This window comes from Candidatus Pelagibacter sp. Uisw_092 (assembly GCF_047729545.1).
Lineage (GTDB): Bacteria > Pseudomonadota > Alphaproteobacteria > Pelagibacterales > Pelagibacteraceae > Pelagibacter.
Genome location: NZ_CP159824.1, coordinates 474,336 through 490,540, shown reverse-complemented (window position 1 = coordinate 490,540; position 16,205 = coordinate 474,336). Strand labels below are relative to the sequence as shown.

Below are 16,205 nucleotides of genomic sequence, written 5' to 3'. Positions count from 1 at the left end.
TTTTAATTAATTATAGATCTTAAATTTAAAATTTCATATGTTATCAACAGATAAATTATCATGAAAATAACAGTTGTAATACCAGTACAATAGATGAATTTTTTTAACATTCTTGGGTTTTCAGGGGAACCAGCATCTTCACCATCAATTTTAATTGATTTTTGTCTATTTACGTCAATTGGAAGAATTATAAAAAAAGCCATCCACCAAATTATTATATAAATTATAGCAAGACCTGTTGCGCTCATCTATATTCTTACAAGATTGATATTTATAAATGGTCTTTTACCAGTTAATTCTTTAGCGCATTTTCTACATGTAATTTTTAATGCTTCAATTAAATTGTATTCTTGTTTTTTACTTTTTATAGAAAAAGTTCTAGTAGTTTTTTCTATTGCTTCTTCTAATTCATATATAAATTCGTCAGCATTATATACAGGTAAGCCTCTAAAAGTTAATACAGGTCTTTTATGAATATTTCCTTTTACTGTAATTAAAATTGTCACTTCCATATATCCATTAGCAGCTATATTTTTTCTATCTTTAATTGATTGAGCATCTTCCTCAACACTCATATTTCCATCTAAATAAAGTCTACCACTTGGAGCTTTATCAAATACATGGGGTTTACCTGGAGCTAATTTTACAATGTCACCGTTTTCTACTTGAACCGGGTGTGGAACTTTCATTTCGTGTGCAAATTTCATATGTTCAATCATGTGTCTGTGTTCTCCATGAACAGGAACTGCACATTGAGGTTTAACCCAATCATACATTTCTCTTAGATCATCTCTATTTGGGTGTCCAGAAACATGAACAAATTCACTTTCCTCTGAAATAACTTCAATACCATCCCTAACTAATTGATTTTGTAATTTATATAATTTTTTTTCATTGCCTGGAATAATTTTAGATGAAAAAATAACAGCATCATCTTTTTCGATGAATACATCTGGGTGAGTATAACTTGAAATTCTCATTAGTGCTGCCATAGGTTCACCTTGGCTACCAGTACAAAGATAAACTATTTTTTCTCTAGCAATCTTTTTTGCATCACGAGCATCTATAGGTTCAATAACATCTTTTAAATATCCACATTGTCTTGCTGCTTTAAATATTCTATGCATGGATCTTCCAACTAAAGATATTTGTCTACCCGTTTTTTCCGCACAATAAAATGCTGTTTCCATACGTGCAACATTTGATGCAAAAGAAGCCATAACAATTCTTTTTTTAAGGCTACCCATAATATTTAATAAACTTTTTCTTACATCTAGTTCTGAACCAGCTTTTCCCATGCTAAATACATTTGTTGAATTGCAAACCATGGCAAGGACACCTTCTTTACCTATCTCTTTAAGTCTATCAGAGTTAATTTTTTCACCAATTAGTGGTTCTGGGTCAATCTTCCAATCTCCAGTATGCAATATTACACCAGCAGGAGTTTCAATTCTAAGTCCATTGGGCTCAAGGATTGAGTGAGTTAAAGTTATGTACTCTATTTTAAAAGGATCTAAATCTACTGTCCCATTTAATTGAACTATTTTTAGATAGTTAGTTGCATCAATATTTTTTTCTTTAAGTTTTTCTCTTATCAAGACTGCAGTAAATGGAGTAGCAAAAATTTTACATTTTAATTGGGGCCAAAGATGTGCAATCGCTCCTATATGATCTTCATGTGCATGAGTTAAAATAATTCCTAAAAGGTCTTCTTTTTTATCCACTATAAATCCAGGGTCTGGGTAAATCAGATCAATTCCTGGTAACGTATCATCTGCAAATGTTACTCCTATATCAACCATGATCCATTTATGCTCGCCTGGTTTTCCATAGGCAAACAAGTTCATATTCATACCAATTTCTCCAGATCCCCCTAAAGGGCAAAATAATAATTCATCTTTCATATTTATTTAATTAAAGTAGTTGCTCTGATTAGGCCGTTAATTGTAATGTCTTTATTTAATGTAACTTTCGTTTTTATTGAATTTTTGAATAAATTAGAAAATCCTCCAGTAATTATAATTTTAAAGGACATCTTGGTCTCTTTCTTAATTAAATTAATGATATTGTCAATTAAACCCTTATAGCCCCAAAAAAAACCAGCTCTAACCGCACTAATAGTGTTTAAGCCAATAACCTTATTTGTTATTTTTAAATTGATTCTAGGGATTTGTGTTGCTTTATCTGTCAATGTATCAAGTGAGAGTTTAACGCCAGGTGCAATAACACCACCATGATAAGTATTTTTAATCAAAACATCAAATGTTGTGGCGGTTCCAAAATCTAAAATTATAAAATTATCTTTATCATTAATAACGCTAATTGCGTTAGCTAATCTATCAGAACCGATTTGCTTATAGTTAACTTTAATTTTAATTAATTTATTTAGTTTAAGCTTTTTCAGTTCGTGACATTTAATTTTGTAATTTTTATTAAAGAAACTTTTAATTTTATTAAATGATTTTGGAACAACACTACAAAACAAGCATTTGTCAATCAGTTGATCTTTTAAGATTAGATTGGATAAAGATTTTTTAAGTAAAGGAGAATTTATTTTTTTTGTTATTAAGCTAACTCTTTTAATAATAATATTTTTAGAGTTTACCAAACAAATTTTAGTTTCTGTATTTCCTACATCACCAATAATAATCATTTTAAATTTTTGTTTAAGTTTTTTATATTAAATTCAGATAATATTGGAATAAAAGATTCATAAATTTTTTTTAGCTTTAAAATTACATTATTAGGTGTAATTTTTACACCAGTTAAGTCAAAAAGATTTGTAGTCAAATAATTTTTTATAGTTGGGCTCTTAATCAAATTTATACCAATCCCAACAATAATAAATTTTTCACCTGATTTAAATAGTGTTTCTTGTAATATACCTGAAATTTTCTTATTATTTATTAACAAATCATTTGGATTTTTAATCATAATTTTATCTTTATAAAAATTTGATAATAGTTTTTTTACTAAAAGACAGTTAACTTTTGTCAAATCTTTAATTGATAATTGAACCAGACTAACTTGGAAAAAAATGCTTACAAATAAATTTCCTTTATATGAAGTCCACTTTTTCCCATATTGACCTCTTCCTCTTTTTTGTTTCTCTGCAATTACGATTCCTGATTTATTATCGGTATTTTTAATTATTTTAATAGCTAGATCATTTGTGCTATTTACAATTTTAAAATTGAACTTTTTTAACTTCATTAAATAATATTAATTCTAGATACAATTTCCACTAATTTGCTAGGAAAGATAAAGTATAAAAGAATTAACAACGTTGAAAAAGTTAATGATAATCTCAACCAAATACTATGATCAGTGTCATATTTTTCTCTTTCTTCATCAAAATAAATAACTTTAATTATTCTTAAATAATAAAAGGCAGCTATCACAGTTGATAGTAAGCCAACAATTGCTAAAAAATACATTGATTGTTCAATCACAGATTTAAATACATAAAACTTAGCAAAAAAACCAGCTAATGGTGGAATGCCAGCTAATGAAAAAAGTATAACAAGTAATGACAGCGATAAAACTGGGTGGTTTTTTGATAAACCTGATAAATCATCAATAGTTTCAAAGTATTGATCGTTTCTTTTCATCATAAGTAAGCAGCTAAATAAGCCAAGATTCATTACTAAGTAGATAGAAATATAAACTATAGATGATTGAATACCTTCGTTAGTTCCAACAGAAAGTCCTGCTAAAGCGTAACCAATATGACCGATAGAACTATACGCTACCAATCTTTTTAAATTATTCTGTCCAATAGCTGCAACAGCTCCAAATATCATTGAAGCAATTGATAAAAAAATTATGATAGGTTGCCATTGATCAATCATATTAAAAAATGGAACATATAAGAATCTAATAAAGACAGTCAAAGCTGCAACCTTAGGTACTATAGCAAAAAACAATGTTACAGATGTTGGTGATCCTTCATAAACATCAGGCGCCCACATATGAAATGGTACAGCAGATATTTTAAAAGCTAATCCCACTAGGATAAAAACTATTCCGAATGTTAAGCCATAATGAGTAGAATCCATTGAATTACTAATAATATTAAAATTAGTTGATCCAGAAAACCCATAAATTAGAGAACAGCCATAAAGTAATAAACCAGAAGAAAGTGCACTTAATACAAAATATTTAAGACCTGATTCAGATGATTTTAATTGATCTCTATTAAATGATGCTAAAACGTACAAAGCTAATGATTGTAATTCAAGTCCAATATAAAAAACTATGAGATCGTTAGAACTAATCATAACCATCATTCCTAAAATTGAACAAAGGATTAAAATTGGATACTCAATTAAGAAAATTTGAGATATCTTTAAATATTTTGTTGAAATTGATAATACAAAAGCTCCACCTAAAATTGTAAAAATTTTCATTAAAGATGAGAGGTTGTCAATTACATAACCATTTCCAAATAAGGTCACGGCTCTATCAAAAGGATTATTTAAAATTAAAATTCCAGTAATCAATAAAAGCCCTATTGAAAGATTATGAATTAAACTTGAGCTATTTCTTTTAAAAACACCCAAAATTAATAAAAACATTATCGATAAAGAGATAAAGATTTCAGGAGAAATAAAATTCAAATTATTCATTAGTTTTGTACCTCGGGACCGAACATATTTAAGTTAAAATTATACATTTCAATTAAGTCATTTACCGATACTTCAATCGTGTTAAAAAGTGGTTCTGGGTAAAAACCAAAGAATAATACTGGTATAGCCAAACTCCATAAAATAAATTTTTCAGAATTATCTAAATCAGGTATTTTTAGAAGGTCTTTGTTTATTAAATTTCCAAAAACTACCCTTTTATATAGCCATAACATATATGCAGCACCAAAAATAACACCAAAACTAGCAATAACTGCTACTAAAAAATTATCCTTGAATGCACCCATTAAAATTAAAAATTCTCCTATAAAGCCACTAGTGCCTGGAAGTCCCAATGCGGCCAAAGTAAACAGCATAAATAAAATTGAATATTTAGGCATCACAGAAACTAGACCACCATAAGTCTTGATTAGTCTTGAGTGCATACGATCATAAACAACACCCACACATAGAAATAATGCAGCTGAAACAAGCCCATGACTAATCATTTGAATTATACTTCCTTCAATACCCTGCTGTGTAATTGTAAAAATTCCTAAAGTTACAAACCCCATATGCGCTACAGAAGAATATGCTATTAGTTTTTTCATATCTTCTTGCATTAAGGCAACTAGAGACGCATAAATAATTGCAATTAAACTTAATGAATACACTAAAGGAGTAAATAATTCTGAGGCTATAGGAAATAAGCCTAATGAGAATCTAATAAAACCGTATCCGGCCATTTTTAATAGAATTGCAGCAAGAAGAACCGAACCAGCAGTTGGTGCTTCTACGTGAGCATCAGGTAACCAAGTATGAACAGGCCACATAGGTGTTTTAACAGCAAAAGAGCTAAAAAAAGCAAGCCACAATAAATTTTGATATTTTGTATCAATACCCAATTCATAAAGTTGTATTATATCGGTCGTGCCAGCAATCCAATAAATTGAAATTATTGCAACTAACATTAAAACTGAGCCAAGTAAAGTGTATAAAAAAAATTTAAAAGCAGAGTAAACTCTTCTTGCCCCACCCCAAATTCCAATAATTAAAAACATAGGAATTAACCCTGCTTCAAAAAATAAGTAAAATACAACTAAATCAAGTGAACAAAAAACCCCTATCATTAAACTTTCCATCACTAATATTGCAATAAGAAAATCTCTCAATCTATCTTTAATTGTATTGTTAACTGATATAATACAAAGTGGAGTTATAAGGGTTGTTAAAATAATAAATAGAATTGATATACCATCTATACCAACTTTATAATTAATAAATCCTTTTAACCATTCTCTGTCTTCAACAAACTGAAAGCTTGATGTTGAGGGATCAAATAAATACCATAAATAAATTGAAATTAAAAAGTTAACAAAAGAAGCAAACAAAGCAACATATTTAACTGTATTTGAATTTCTATCTTTTGAAAATAATAAAAATAATGCTCCAATGGTAGGTAAAAGAATTAGAGATGATAAAATTGGAAAATTCATTAGTGTAAAATTAAAAAGGTTAATAAAGCAGAAAGACCAATCAATATCATAAAGGCATATTGATAAATGAATCCACTTTGAAATTTACTAGCTTTCAATGATAAGTTTTTGATTAATAGAGAAAGGCCATCAGGTCCAAATTTATCAATAATTTTTACGTCTATTGTTTTCCAAAAAAATAACCCAATTTTTTTGGAAGATTGAATAAATATATAGTCATACAATTCATCAAAATACCATTTGTTAACTAAAAAATTATATAGTGGTTTGTTAGATTGAACAAATTGATTTGGTAATTCTTTATTTTTTACAAATAAATAGTAAGCAATAGGTATAGATAAAAGAACAAGTATCGGTGTAATTAAAATAACCCATAATGGTGGGTGATCTGTGCTTAATGGAGTTATAAACTTAATAGAGTCTCCCCAAAAATAATTTTCCCCTCCATGACCAATAAATAAATCTTTAAACAAAAGCCCTGCAAAAATTGCACCAACTGCTAATACAAACAAGGGTATAAGCATCACCATAGGTGATTCGTGTATTTCTTCAATTTTTGATTTTTTATTATTATAATTTCCATGAAATGTTTTAAAAATTAATCTCCAAGAATATATAGAAGTAAGTAATGCTGTTAAAATGCCGACACCAGCAGCATAATAACCAACTGTATTGCCTCTAAGATAAGCAAATTCTATAATTGCATCTTTTGAGTAAAAACCAGAAAGAAAGGGGAAACCTGTAAGAGCTAATGTGCCAATAATCATAAAAGTATAAGTGTATGGAAGTTTTTTATAAACACCTCCCATTTGATTTATATCTTGTTCGTCTTTAAATGAGTGAATTACAGATCCTGATCCTAGAAAAAGTAATGCCTTGAAAAATGCATGGGTAAATAAATGAAACATTGCAACGTTATAAGCACCCACTCCTGCAGCAAAAAACATATAACCTAGTTGACTACATGTTGAATAAGCAATAATTTTTTTTATATCTGCTTGAACCATAGCTACAGTTGCAGCAAAAAAAGCAGTTGTCATTCCAACTATTGTAATAATATTTAAAGTTAAAGGGGAATATTCAAAGATTGGGGAGCATCTAACAATCAAAAAAACACCTGCTGTAACCATCGTAGCAGCATGTATTAATGCAGATACTGGAGTAGGACCTTCCATAGCATCTGGTAACCATGTGTGTAAAAAAATTTGAGCTGATTTACCCATAGCTCCTATGAATAAAAGTATACAAATTAAATCGATTGCTCCAAAATTCATTCCTAAAAATAAAAGTTTTTTTTCAGCAATTTGTGGTATTTGATTAAAAACTTCTGCATAGTTTACAGTGCCAAATAAGTAAAAAATTAAAAAAATCCCTAAGGCAAAACCAAAGTCACCCACTCTATTTACTACAAAGGCTTTTATTGCAGCTGCATTTGCTGAGTCTTTTTTAAACCAAAAGCCAATCAAGAAATACGAACAAAGTCCTACTCCCTCCCATCCAAAGAATAATTGAAGAAAATTATCAGATGTAACCAAAGTTAACATTGAAAAAGTAAAAAGTGATAAATAAGCCATGAACCTTGGCTTATGTGGATCGTGAGACATATAGCCAATTGAATAAATATGTACTAAAGCCGAAACTAAAGTTACAACAACAAGCATTACCGATGATAAAGCATCAACTTTAATAGACCAATTAACATCTAAGGTTCCAGAATTAATCCAAGTTGCTACAACAACATTATTTTCATATTCGTTAACAATTACTTGATAGAATAATACAATTGAGAGAAGTGCTGAAATTGACACGAAAAGACTAGTTATAATCTCCGAGTTTCTATCACCCAAATATTTACCAAAAAAACCTGAAGTTATTGAGGCTAATAAAGGAAGAAATATTAAAGCTAATTCCATATTTAACCTTTCAAACTATTTATATCTTCAACTCTAATTGTTGAGGAGTTTCGATAATAAACAACTATAATTGCTAAACCTATGGCAGCTTCTGCAGCTGCTACAGTCAATATAAAGAGTGTAAAAATTTGACCTGTTATGTCATTCAAAAATATAGAGAAAGCCACCATGTTAATATTTACTGCTAATAGAATAAGCTCGATACTCATTAATATTACTATGATATTTTTTCTGTTTAAAAATATACCAACAATGCCAATCGTGAATATTATAGCTCCTAAAGTAAGGTAGTGACCTAAACCAATATCAATCATCAGATTTAACTCCCTTATTACTTTCAACATCCATTAATTCAACACCGTCAGATCTTTCTCTTGATATTTGACTGAAATAACTTTGTCTTTTAACACCAGATCTTTGTCTGAAAGTGAGAACGATGGCACCAATCATTGCAACTAACAATACCATCCCACTTAATTGAAAAATATGAATGTAGTCTGTATATAAAACATAACCTATAGCGTGTGTATTAGTAACTTCTTTATCAACAGTTAAGGACATAGCTGAAAATAAATCAGGTTTATATTTCCATCCACCAATTACAATTATTAATTCAAAAAATATAATTACACTAATAATCAAACCAACAGGAATATGCTTTGAACTTTCCTTTGCACTGAACCATTGATTTTTTTGCTGGGCTACATTTAACATCATAACAACAAATAAAAATAAAACAGCTACAGCACCCACATAAACAATTAGCATAATCATTCCAAGGAATTCTGCACCTATCATTATAAATAAACAGGAAATACTAATAAAATCTAAAATTAAAAAAAAAACAGAATGAACTGTATTTTTAGAAACAGTAACCATTATTGCTGAAACAATTGCTATAAATGAAAAAATATAAAAAAAAATTGCGTGTGCTAACATAATAATTATCTATAAGGTTTGTCTGCTCTAATGTTAGCTGCTAAAATATTTTCCCATCTATCACCGTTATCTAAAAGTTTTTCTTTATTATAATATAGTTCTTCTCTAGTTTCTGTTGAAAATTCAAAATTTGGCCCTTGAACAATTGCATCCACTGGACATGATTCCTCACAAAGACCACAATAAATACACTTCATCATGTCAATATCATATCTGGTAGTTTTTCTGCTTCCATCTGCTCTTTCGGTTGATTTAATGGTGATCGCTTGTGCTGGACATACAGCTTCACACAATTTGCATGCAATACATCTTTCTTCACCATCAGGATATCTTCTCAAAGCATGCTCACCTCTAAAACGAGGGCTAATTTTTCCTTTTTCAAAAGGATAATTAATTGTTTTTTTAGATTTAAAAAGTTCTCTTAAAGCAATAAAAAAACCTCCTAAAAAATCTAGCATAAAAATAGTTTTAAATATTCTGGAAATTTTCATAATTAATTAATTGGTAATAAATTAAAATAAAATAAGTAACTTGCTGTTAGAACAACCCATATAAGTGATAAAGGTAAGAAAATTTTCCAACCTAATCTCATTAATTGATCATATCTATATCTTGGCACAATAGCTTTTACCAATGCAAATAATACAAAAAGAAATAAAATCTTGAAAATTAACCAAATAGCTCCTGGTATTAAATTGAATGGGTAAATTTCAATTGGTGACAACCACCCTCCTAAAAAGAGAATTGATCCCATAGCACACATAAGAAGAATGTTTGCATATTCGCCCAACCAAAACATTGCATACATCATTCCAGAGTATTCAGTTTGATATCCAGCAACGAGTTCCGCTTCAGCCTCGGGGAGGTCAAATGGTGGTCGATTAGTTTCAGCTAAAGCAGAAATAAAAAAAATTACAAACATTGGGAATAGCGGAATCACGAACCATAAGTTCTCTTGAGCCAAAACTATATCGTTTAAGTTTAGTGAACCAACACAAAGCAAAACGTTGATTATAATAACACCTATTGAAACCTCGTATGATACCATTTGAGCAGCAGATCGAATTGCACCTAAAAAAGGATATTTTGAATTCGAAGCCCAACCACCCATAATAATCCCATAAACCCCTAAAGATGAAACGGCAAATAAATAAAGAATACCCACATTGATGTCTGCAAGTACTTGTGTTGCGCTAAAAGGGATAACAGCCCAAGATACTAATGCTAAAGTCATGGTAACAATTGGTGCTAATATAAATATCACCTTATTAGAGCTTGATGGAATAATAACTTCTTTAAATATATATTTTAATGCATCAGCCAAAGACTGAAGTAAACCAAAAGGTCCAACAACATTAGGTCCTTGTCTTTTTTGCACAAAGGCCCAGATACGACGATCAAGCCAAACAATCATCGCAACAGAAACAAGAACTGGGACTAATAAAAATAAAATTTTATAAGTTTCTGAAAAGATTACAGTTAAGTATTCCATACTATTAACTTTCTGTGCCAGTTGATTTAAAATTAGCCTTAGAAGTCTTGCATTCAAACATCGTCTTAGAAGCTCTAGCTATAGCATTTGAATAATAATAATCTTCATTATCAATCTTTAAAATTTCTTGTTTAAACTCTGAATTTTTAACATCAGAAGATTTAATAGAATTATTTTTTTCAATATATAAATTTATTTGATTAAGCATGCTGCTATCTAACTCATCTTTATCATTGAATAATTTTCTATGATTCATTGCTTCAGCTAATTCATTTATTATCAACCAGTCTTCTTTTGCTTCTTCTGGTGGATAAGAGGCTTTAAAAGCTTTTTGCAATTTACCTTCTAGGTTTGTAAAATAACCATTTTGTTCTGTATAAGTGGCTCCTGGAAGTATAATATCTGCCATCTCTGCACCTTTATCTCCGTGACTTCCTTGATAAATTATAAATTCACTTTTTTTTTCAAATTTAAGATTGTCCACACCTAATAAGTAAACAATTTCAAATTTATGATTTTCTAAATCTTTCAACACTTCATTGGAACCATCTTCAGTTTTATATAATCCTAAGTCAAAGCTACCAACTGTAGCAGCATTTTCTGAAATTGTATTTAAAGAATTCCACTCGTCTGATATTTTATTATTTTTTTCCAAAAAAAATTTAATAGATTCAAAAATATATTTTGCAGATTTCGTTTTTAGACTAGATTGACCAAAGATGATTAAAGGTTTTTTAGCATTTTTAATTAAGCTAGATATTTCATGATTATCTTCTGTAATTTTTTTAATATTTTCAATATTACCATCTAAAGACTCATATGGATAAGTAAGATCACCAATATCATTTAAAGAAATTATTTTTGTTTTATTTTGTAAATATGCTTTTCTAATACGTGCATTTAAAATTGTTGCTTCATACCTGGGATTACTTCCTATAAGTAGAATAAAATCTGCTTCTTCTATTCCATTAATTTTTGAATTAAATAAATAATTTTCTCTTTTTTGCGGGTTTAGATATGTATGGTCACTTCTTGATTCAACATTGTATGAACCTAGTGTTTTATTAAAAAACTCTTTAAATAAATATAAGGTTTCCATGTTAACTAGATCGCCAGTAATTCCACATATCTTATCTTTGTCAGCATTTTTAAATTTAGACTTAATTATATTAAAAGCTTCACTCCATGATGCTTTCTCAAATTTACCATTATATTTTATAAAGGGTGTATCTAGACGTTGGTTTAACAGGCCATCACAAGCATATCTAGTTTTATCTGAAATCCACTCTTCATTAATATCTTCATTAATTCTTGGTAAAATTCTTTTTACTTCCCATCCATATGTGTCAACTCTTATATTGGAACCAATAGCATCCATTACATCAATAGATTCAGTTTTTTTTAATTCCCACGGTCTAGCTTCAAATACGTATGGTTTAGATGTTAAAGCACCAACGGGACATAAATCCACAACATTAGCTGATAGTTCTGATTGCATAGACTGCTCTAGATATGTTGTAATTTGCATATCCTCACCTCTACCTATGGCTCCAATCTCTGGAACACCAGCAACCTCTGTTGCAAACCTGACACATCTAGTACAATGTATGCATCTAGTCATTTGCGTTTTGATTAAAGGACCCATATTTTTTTCAGAAACTTCTCTCTTATTTTCTTTGTATCTTGACTTATCTACACCATAAAACATTGATTGATCTTGCAAATCACATTCGCCACCCTGATCACAAACAGGACAATCCAAAGGATGGTTAGCCAACAAAAATTCCATCACTCCCTTTCTTGCTTTTTCAACAAACTCAGTATTTGTTTTAATATTCATTCCTTCAGTTGCAGGCATTGCACATGAAGCTACAGGTTTAGGAGATTTTTCTATTTCCACTAAACACATTCTACAATTACCCGCTATAGATAATTTTTCATGATAACAAAATCTTGGGATTTCAACTCCTGCTTTTTCACATGCTTGGAGTACTGTCAAACCTTCTTCAACCTCTATATCAATTTCATTAACTTTTAATTTAAGCATCTTTTTTATTTAATAAATGTTGATCAACTAAGTAAGGAATATTTTTTTCCTTATCAAAAGTTGGATTAAAATTATTTCTTTCTTCAATTTCTTTTTTAAAATGCCTTAATAAACCCTGTACAGGCCATGAGGAACCTTCTCCAAAAGCACAGATAGTATGTCCTGCAATTTGAGTAGTGACATCTGCCAACATATCAACTTCATCTCTTGAGGCTTCACCTTTGGCCATTCTTTCAAGCATTCTCCACATCCACCCCGAACCCTCTCTACAAGGTGTGCACTGGCCACAGCTTTCATGTTTATAAAATCTAGCAATCCTTGCCATACATTTAATGATGTCCTGATCTTTATTAATAACAACAATTCCTGCCGTTCCTAATCCACTTTTTTCTGCCACAAGTGAGTCAAAATCCATTGTCAAAGTTTCACAAGTTTTTTTTGGTATTAAAGGCATTGAAGAACCACCAGGTATTACAGCTTGTAAATTATTCCATCCTCCAATTACTCCACCAGCATGAACTTCTATTAGCTCTTTAAGAGATATGCTCATTTCTTCTTCAACATTGCATGGATTATTAACATTTCCAGAAATACAGAAAATTTTTGTTCCTGTATTTTTTGCTTTACCTAAAGATGCAAACCACTTGCCACCTCTTCTTAATATAGTTGGAACTACTGCTATAGTTTCAACATTGTTAATTATAGTTGGACACCCATAAAGACCAATTAAAGCTGGAAAGGGTGGTTTTAATCTAGGTTGACCTTTTTTACCTTCTATACTTTCAAGCAAAGCAGTTTCTTCACCACATATATAAGCACCTGCACCATAATGAATATAAATATCTAGGTCCCAACCACTTCCTGATGAATTTTTTCCTATTAAATTTTTTTTATAAGCTTCATCAATTGCAGCTTGAAGTTTCTCACCATCTAAAAAATATTCTCCTCTTATATAAATATAACAGACATGTGCTTGAACAGCGTATGCAGCAATCAAACAGCCCTCAATTAATTTATGAGGTTCAAATCTCAAGATATCCCTGTCTTTACAGGTGCCTGGCTCTGACTCGTCTCCATTTATCACTAAATAATGAGGTCTTAAACCAAGTTCTTTTGGAGCAAAAGACCATTTTAAACCAGTTGGAAATCCAGCTCCACCTCTACCTCTAAGTTCTGAAGCTTTAACTTCATTTATTATCCAATCTCTACCCTTATCAATTAAATCTTTAGTGTTTATCCAGTCACCTCTTTTCTTTGAAGACTCAACGTCTGAACCCCTATCATTATATAAATTCTGAAATATTCTATCTTTGTCTTTAAGCATCTTTTAAGTCCATAAGTGTTTTTCTGTTATTTTCTGGTTCATTGTTTATACGACCTCTATATGATCCTGGTTCAGGTGAAGCACCACTTAGGATCTTATCTAAAATTTTTAATGTTTTTTCCTTATCTAGGTCTTCAAAATAGTCATCATTAATTTGCATCATGGGGGCATTAACACAAGCACCTAAACACTCAACTTCCATCCAGGAACAGCTTTGATCTATTGATAATTCATTTTCATTTTCAGAAATTTTTTCTTTACAGGCTTGAACAATTTTATATGCACCTCTAATCATACATGGTGTGGTAGTGCAAACTTGAATAAAATTTTTACCAACAGGAGCAAGGTTATACATTGTGTAAAATGTTGCCACTTCATAAACCTTTATATAAGGCATATTTAAATATTTACCAATATACTTCATGGCAGCTAATGGAATCCAGTTATTATTTTGTTTTTGCGCTATATAAAGTAAAGCCATTACAGCACTTTGTTGTTTGTCTTTTGGATATTTTGCTACAATTTTTTTAGCAGCCTCTAATGAAGTGGAATTAAATTCAAAATTTTCAGGCTGTTCTTTTGAAGGTCTTCTTAAGCTCATTACCTATCAACCTCTCCAAAAACAATATCCAATGAACCTAATACTGCAGGTACATCAGCTAACATATGGCCTTTAATTAAATAATTCATTGAAGCTAAGTGAGAAAAGCCTGGTGCTCTTATTTTACATTTATATGGCTTACCAGAACCGTCCGATATCAAGTAAACACCAAACTCACCCTTTGGAGCTTCAACAGCAGTGTAAATTTCATCTTTATCTACACGGTAACCTTCGGTAAATAATTTAAAATGGTGAATTAAAGCTTCCATAGATTGTTTAATATCTTTTTTTGGTGGAGGGCTAATTTTTCCATCTGATGATTTAATGGGTCCTTTGGTCATTTTAGACAAACATTGTTTAATTATAAAAATACTCTCTCTCATTTCGTCAATTCTACACAAATATCTATCATAACAATCACCATTTTTTCCAATAGGTATTTTAAAATCCAACTGTTCATAGCATTCGTATGGTTGTGATTTTCTTAAATCCCATGGAACACCTGATCCTCTAATCATAACACCACTAAAAGAGTAATCTAAAGCATCCTCTTTAGTTACAATTCCAATATCAACATTTCTTTGCTTAAATATTCTATTATCAGTTAGTAATGTTTCAAGGTCATCAATTATTTTAGGAAAGGATTCACAAAACTTACCTATATCTTCTTCTAGACCCATTGGTAAATCTTGATGAACGCCTCCTGCTCTAAAATAATTTGCGTGCAACCTTGAGCCAGAAGCTCTTTCGTAAAAAGTCATTAAAGTTTCACGTTCTTCAAAACCCCAAAGTGAAGGTGTTAAAGCACCAACATCTAGTGCTTGAGTAGTTACATTTAATATGTGACTTAAAATCCTTCCAATCTCACAAAACATAACTCTTATGAATTGAGCTCTTATTGGTACATTTATTTTTAGTATTTTTTCTATTGCTAAAGCAAAAGCATGCTCTTGATTCATAGGAGCAACATAATCAAGTCTGTCAAAATAAGGTACAGCTTGCATATATGTCTTGTTTTCTATTAATTTCTCAGTGCCACGATGTAAAAGTCCAATGTGAGGATCTGCTTTCTCAACAACCTCACCATCCAGTTCTAAAATTAACCTTAACACGCCATGAGCTGCAGGGTGCTGTGGTCCAAAATTGAGATTTAGTGTTTTAGTTTTTTTTGTCATTTTCTTGATCTGTTTGTTTTTTTATATATTTGGTTCCTTCCCAAGGACTTTCATAATCAAAATTTCTATAATTTTGTTCTAATTTTACTGGTTCTTTAATTACTTTTTTTTGGTCCTCGCTGTACCTAACTTCTGTATGCCCAGTTAAAGGGAAATCTTTTCTTAATGGGTGACCTTCAAAATCATAATCTGTAAGTATTCTTCTTAAATCAGGATGATCCTTAAATTTAACTCCATACATATCAAAAACTTCACGTTCCATCCAGTTTGCAGCTGGATATATTGATGTTAAAGATGGAATAACTTCATTTTCACTAATTAAACAACTTAATATTATACGTTGGTTAAACTCATGACTTAGAAACAAATAAACCATTTTAAAGCGTTGAGTATTTTCAGGATAATCAACTGTCGTTATATCAATCAATTGTCTAAATTTTGTATTTTTATTACTCTTAATAAATAATGTGACATCTATCAAATCTTTGCTATCAATATTTATATAAAGCTGGTCATGCCTAATTTCAGTTTTTTTAATCTTAGTTGTAAGTTCTGAATTAATTTTTTTTTCAAGATCTGTTAAATTAATCATA

Annotated in this window: 16 protein-coding genes; all 16 read right to left on the bottom strand. The window is 30.2% G+C overall.

Translation table 11 applies throughout. From position 1 onward, the window contains the following. Positions 1–2: 2 nt before the first annotated feature. The 16 genes from ABXT63_RS02610 to ABXT63_RS02535 are packed head-to-tail and all read right to left on the bottom strand — an operon-like array spanning position 3 to position 16,204. Positions 3–248, bottom strand: a complete 246-nt coding sequence (locus tag ABXT63_RS02610; RefSeq protein WP_415321596.1) for a DUF1467 family protein — start codon at positions 246–248, stop codon at positions 3–5. After that, positions 249–1,904, bottom strand: coding sequence for a ribonuclease J (locus ABXT63_RS02605; protein ID WP_415321594.1), 1,656 nt, complete (start codon positions 1,902–1,904; stop codon positions 249–251). It abuts the gene before it with no gap. A gap of 2 nt (positions 1,905–1,906) precedes the next feature. After that, on the bottom strand, positions 1,907–2,653 hold the full coding sequence (locus tag ABXT63_RS02600) for a type III pantothenate kinase (RefSeq protein WP_415321592.1): 747 nt from the start codon (positions 2,651–2,653) through the stop codon (positions 1,907–1,909). After that, complete coding sequence (locus tag ABXT63_RS02595; RefSeq protein ID WP_415321590.1) at positions 2,650–3,213, bottom strand: biotin--[acetyl-CoA-carboxylase] ligase; 564 nt, start codon at positions 3,211–3,213, stop codon at positions 2,650–2,652. The genes ABXT63_RS02600 and ABXT63_RS02595 overlap by 4 nt, the downstream gene beginning before the upstream one ends. Continuing rightward, the gene (gene nuoN / locus ABXT63_RS02590) at positions 3,213–4,628 is read right to left on the bottom strand and encodes an NADH-quinone oxidoreductase subunit NuoN (protein ID WP_415321588.1); all 1,416 of its coding nucleotides are present in this window, start codon (positions 4,626–4,628) and stop codon (positions 3,213–3,215) included. Before nuoN ends, ABXT63_RS02595 begins: the two co-directional genes overlap by 1 nt. Beyond that, positions 4,628–6,121 carry an NADH-quinone oxidoreductase subunit M gene (locus ABXT63_RS02585; RefSeq protein WP_415321586.1) on the bottom strand — a complete coding sequence of 498 codons (1,494 nt, stop codon included), beginning with the start codon at positions 6,119–6,121 and terminating at the stop codon, positions 4,628–4,630. The genes nuoN and ABXT63_RS02585 overlap by 1 nt, the downstream gene beginning before the upstream one ends. After that, complete coding sequence (gene nuoL, locus ABXT63_RS02580; RefSeq protein WP_415321585.1) at positions 6,121–8,034, bottom strand: NADH-quinone oxidoreductase subunit L; 1,914 nt, start codon at positions 8,032–8,034, stop codon at positions 6,121–6,123. The genes ABXT63_RS02585 and nuoL overlap by 1 nt, the downstream gene beginning before the upstream one ends. Positions 8,035–8,036: 2 nt before the next feature. After that, on the bottom strand, positions 8,037–8,345 hold the full coding sequence (gene nuoK / locus ABXT63_RS02575; RefSeq protein ID WP_415321932.1) for an NADH-quinone oxidoreductase subunit NuoK: 309 nt from the start codon (positions 8,343–8,345) through the stop codon (positions 8,037–8,039). Continuing rightward, positions 8,341–8,973, bottom strand: a complete 633-nt coding sequence (locus ABXT63_RS02570; RefSeq protein WP_415321583.1) for an NADH-quinone oxidoreductase subunit J — start codon at positions 8,971–8,973, stop codon at positions 8,341–8,343. Before ABXT63_RS02570 ends, nuoK begins: the two co-directional genes overlap by 5 nt. Positions 8,974–8,978: 5 nt before the next feature. Continuing rightward, positions 8,979–9,464 carry an NADH-quinone oxidoreductase subunit NuoI gene (gene nuoI / locus ABXT63_RS02565; RefSeq protein WP_415321581.1) on the bottom strand — a complete coding sequence of 162 codons (486 nt, stop codon included), beginning with the start codon at positions 9,462–9,464 and terminating at the stop codon, positions 8,979–8,981. Positions 9,465–9,466: 2 nt separating this feature from the next. Next, positions 9,467–10,465, bottom strand: coding sequence for an NADH-quinone oxidoreductase subunit NuoH (gene nuoH, locus ABXT63_RS02560; RefSeq protein WP_415321579.1), 999 nt, complete (start codon positions 10,463–10,465; stop codon positions 9,467–9,469). 4 nt (positions 10,466–10,469) lie between these two features. Next, on the bottom strand, positions 10,470–12,512 hold the full coding sequence (nuoG, locus tag ABXT63_RS02555; protein WP_415321577.1) for an NADH-quinone oxidoreductase subunit NuoG: 2,043 nt from the start codon (positions 12,510–12,512) through the stop codon (positions 10,470–10,472). Then, complete coding sequence (gene nuoF / locus ABXT63_RS02550; protein ID WP_415321575.1) at positions 12,505–13,836, bottom strand: NADH-quinone oxidoreductase subunit NuoF; 1,332 nt, start codon at positions 13,834–13,836, stop codon at positions 12,505–12,507. Before nuoF ends, nuoG begins: the two co-directional genes overlap by 8 nt. Beyond that, a complete protein-coding gene (gene nuoE, locus ABXT63_RS02545) occupies positions 13,829–14,437 on the bottom strand; it encodes an NADH-quinone oxidoreductase subunit NuoE (protein ID WP_415321573.1) in 609 nt (202 codons plus the stop codon). Before nuoE ends, nuoF begins: the two co-directional genes overlap by 8 nt. Beyond that, positions 14,437–15,612, bottom strand: coding sequence for an NADH-quinone oxidoreductase subunit D (locus ABXT63_RS02540; RefSeq protein ID WP_415321571.1), 1,176 nt, complete (start codon positions 15,610–15,612; stop codon positions 14,437–14,439). The genes nuoE and ABXT63_RS02540 overlap by 1 nt, the downstream gene beginning before the upstream one ends. Then, positions 15,596–16,204, bottom strand: coding sequence for an NADH-quinone oxidoreductase subunit C (locus tag ABXT63_RS02535; RefSeq protein WP_415321569.1), 609 nt, complete (start codon positions 16,202–16,204; stop codon positions 15,596–15,598). Before ABXT63_RS02535 ends, ABXT63_RS02540 begins: the two co-directional genes overlap by 17 nt. Position 16,205: the final 1 nt, after the last annotated feature.

Bases quoted from the DNA above. Each gene is read 5' to 3' on its own strand.
- ABXT63_RS02610 (WP_415321596.1), bottom strand. From the start codon at position 248: ATGAGCGCAACAGGTCTTGCTATAATTTATATAATAATTTGGTGGATG.
- ABXT63_RS02605 (WP_415321594.1), bottom strand. From the start codon at position 1,904: ATGAAAGATGAATTATTATTTTGCCCTTTAGGGGGATCTGGAGAAATT.
- ABXT63_RS02600 (WP_415321592.1), bottom strand. From the start codon at position 2,653: ATGATTATTATTGGTGATGTAGGAAATACAGAAACTAAAATTTGTTTG.
- ABXT63_RS02595 (WP_415321590.1), bottom strand. From the start codon at position 3,213: ATGAAGTTAAAAAAGTTCAATTTTAAAATTGTAAATAGCACAAATGAT.
- nuoN (WP_415321588.1), bottom strand. From the start codon at position 4,628: ATGAATAATTTGAATTTTATTTCTCCTGAAATCTTTATCTCTTTATCG.
- ABXT63_RS02585 (WP_415321586.1), bottom strand. From the start codon at position 6,121: ATGAATTTTCCAATTTTATCATCTCTAATTCTTTTACCTACCATTGGA.
- nuoL (WP_415321585.1), bottom strand. From the start codon at position 8,034: ATGGAATTAGCTTTAATATTTCTTCCTTTATTAGCCTCAATAACTTCA.
- ABXT63_RS02570 (WP_415321583.1), bottom strand. From the start codon at position 8,973: ATGTTAGCACACGCAATTTTTTTTTATATTTTTTCATTTATAGCAATT.
- nuoI (WP_415321581.1), bottom strand. From the start codon at position 9,464: ATGAAAATTTCCAGAATATTTAAAACTATTTTTATGCTAGATTTTTTA.
- nuoH (WP_415321579.1), bottom strand. From the start codon at position 10,465: ATGGAATACTTAACTGTAATCTTTTCAGAAACTTATAAAATTTTATTT.
- nuoG (WP_415321577.1), bottom strand. From the start codon at position 12,512: ATGCTTAAATTAAAAGTTAATGAAATTGATATAGAGGTTGAAGAAGGT.
- nuoF (WP_415321575.1), bottom strand. From the start codon at position 13,836: ATGCTTAAAGACAAAGATAGAATATTTCAGAATTTATATAATGATAGG.
- nuoE (WP_415321573.1), bottom strand. From the start codon at position 14,437: ATGAGCTTAAGAAGACCTTCAAAAGAACAGCCTGAAAATTTTGAATTT.
- ABXT63_RS02540 (WP_415321571.1), bottom strand. From the start codon at position 15,612: ATGACAAAAAAAACTAAAACACTAAATCTCAATTTTGGACCACAGCAC.
- ABXT63_RS02535 (WP_415321569.1), bottom strand. From the start codon at position 16,204: ATGATTAATTTAACAGATCTTGAAAAAAAAATTAATTCAGAACTTACA.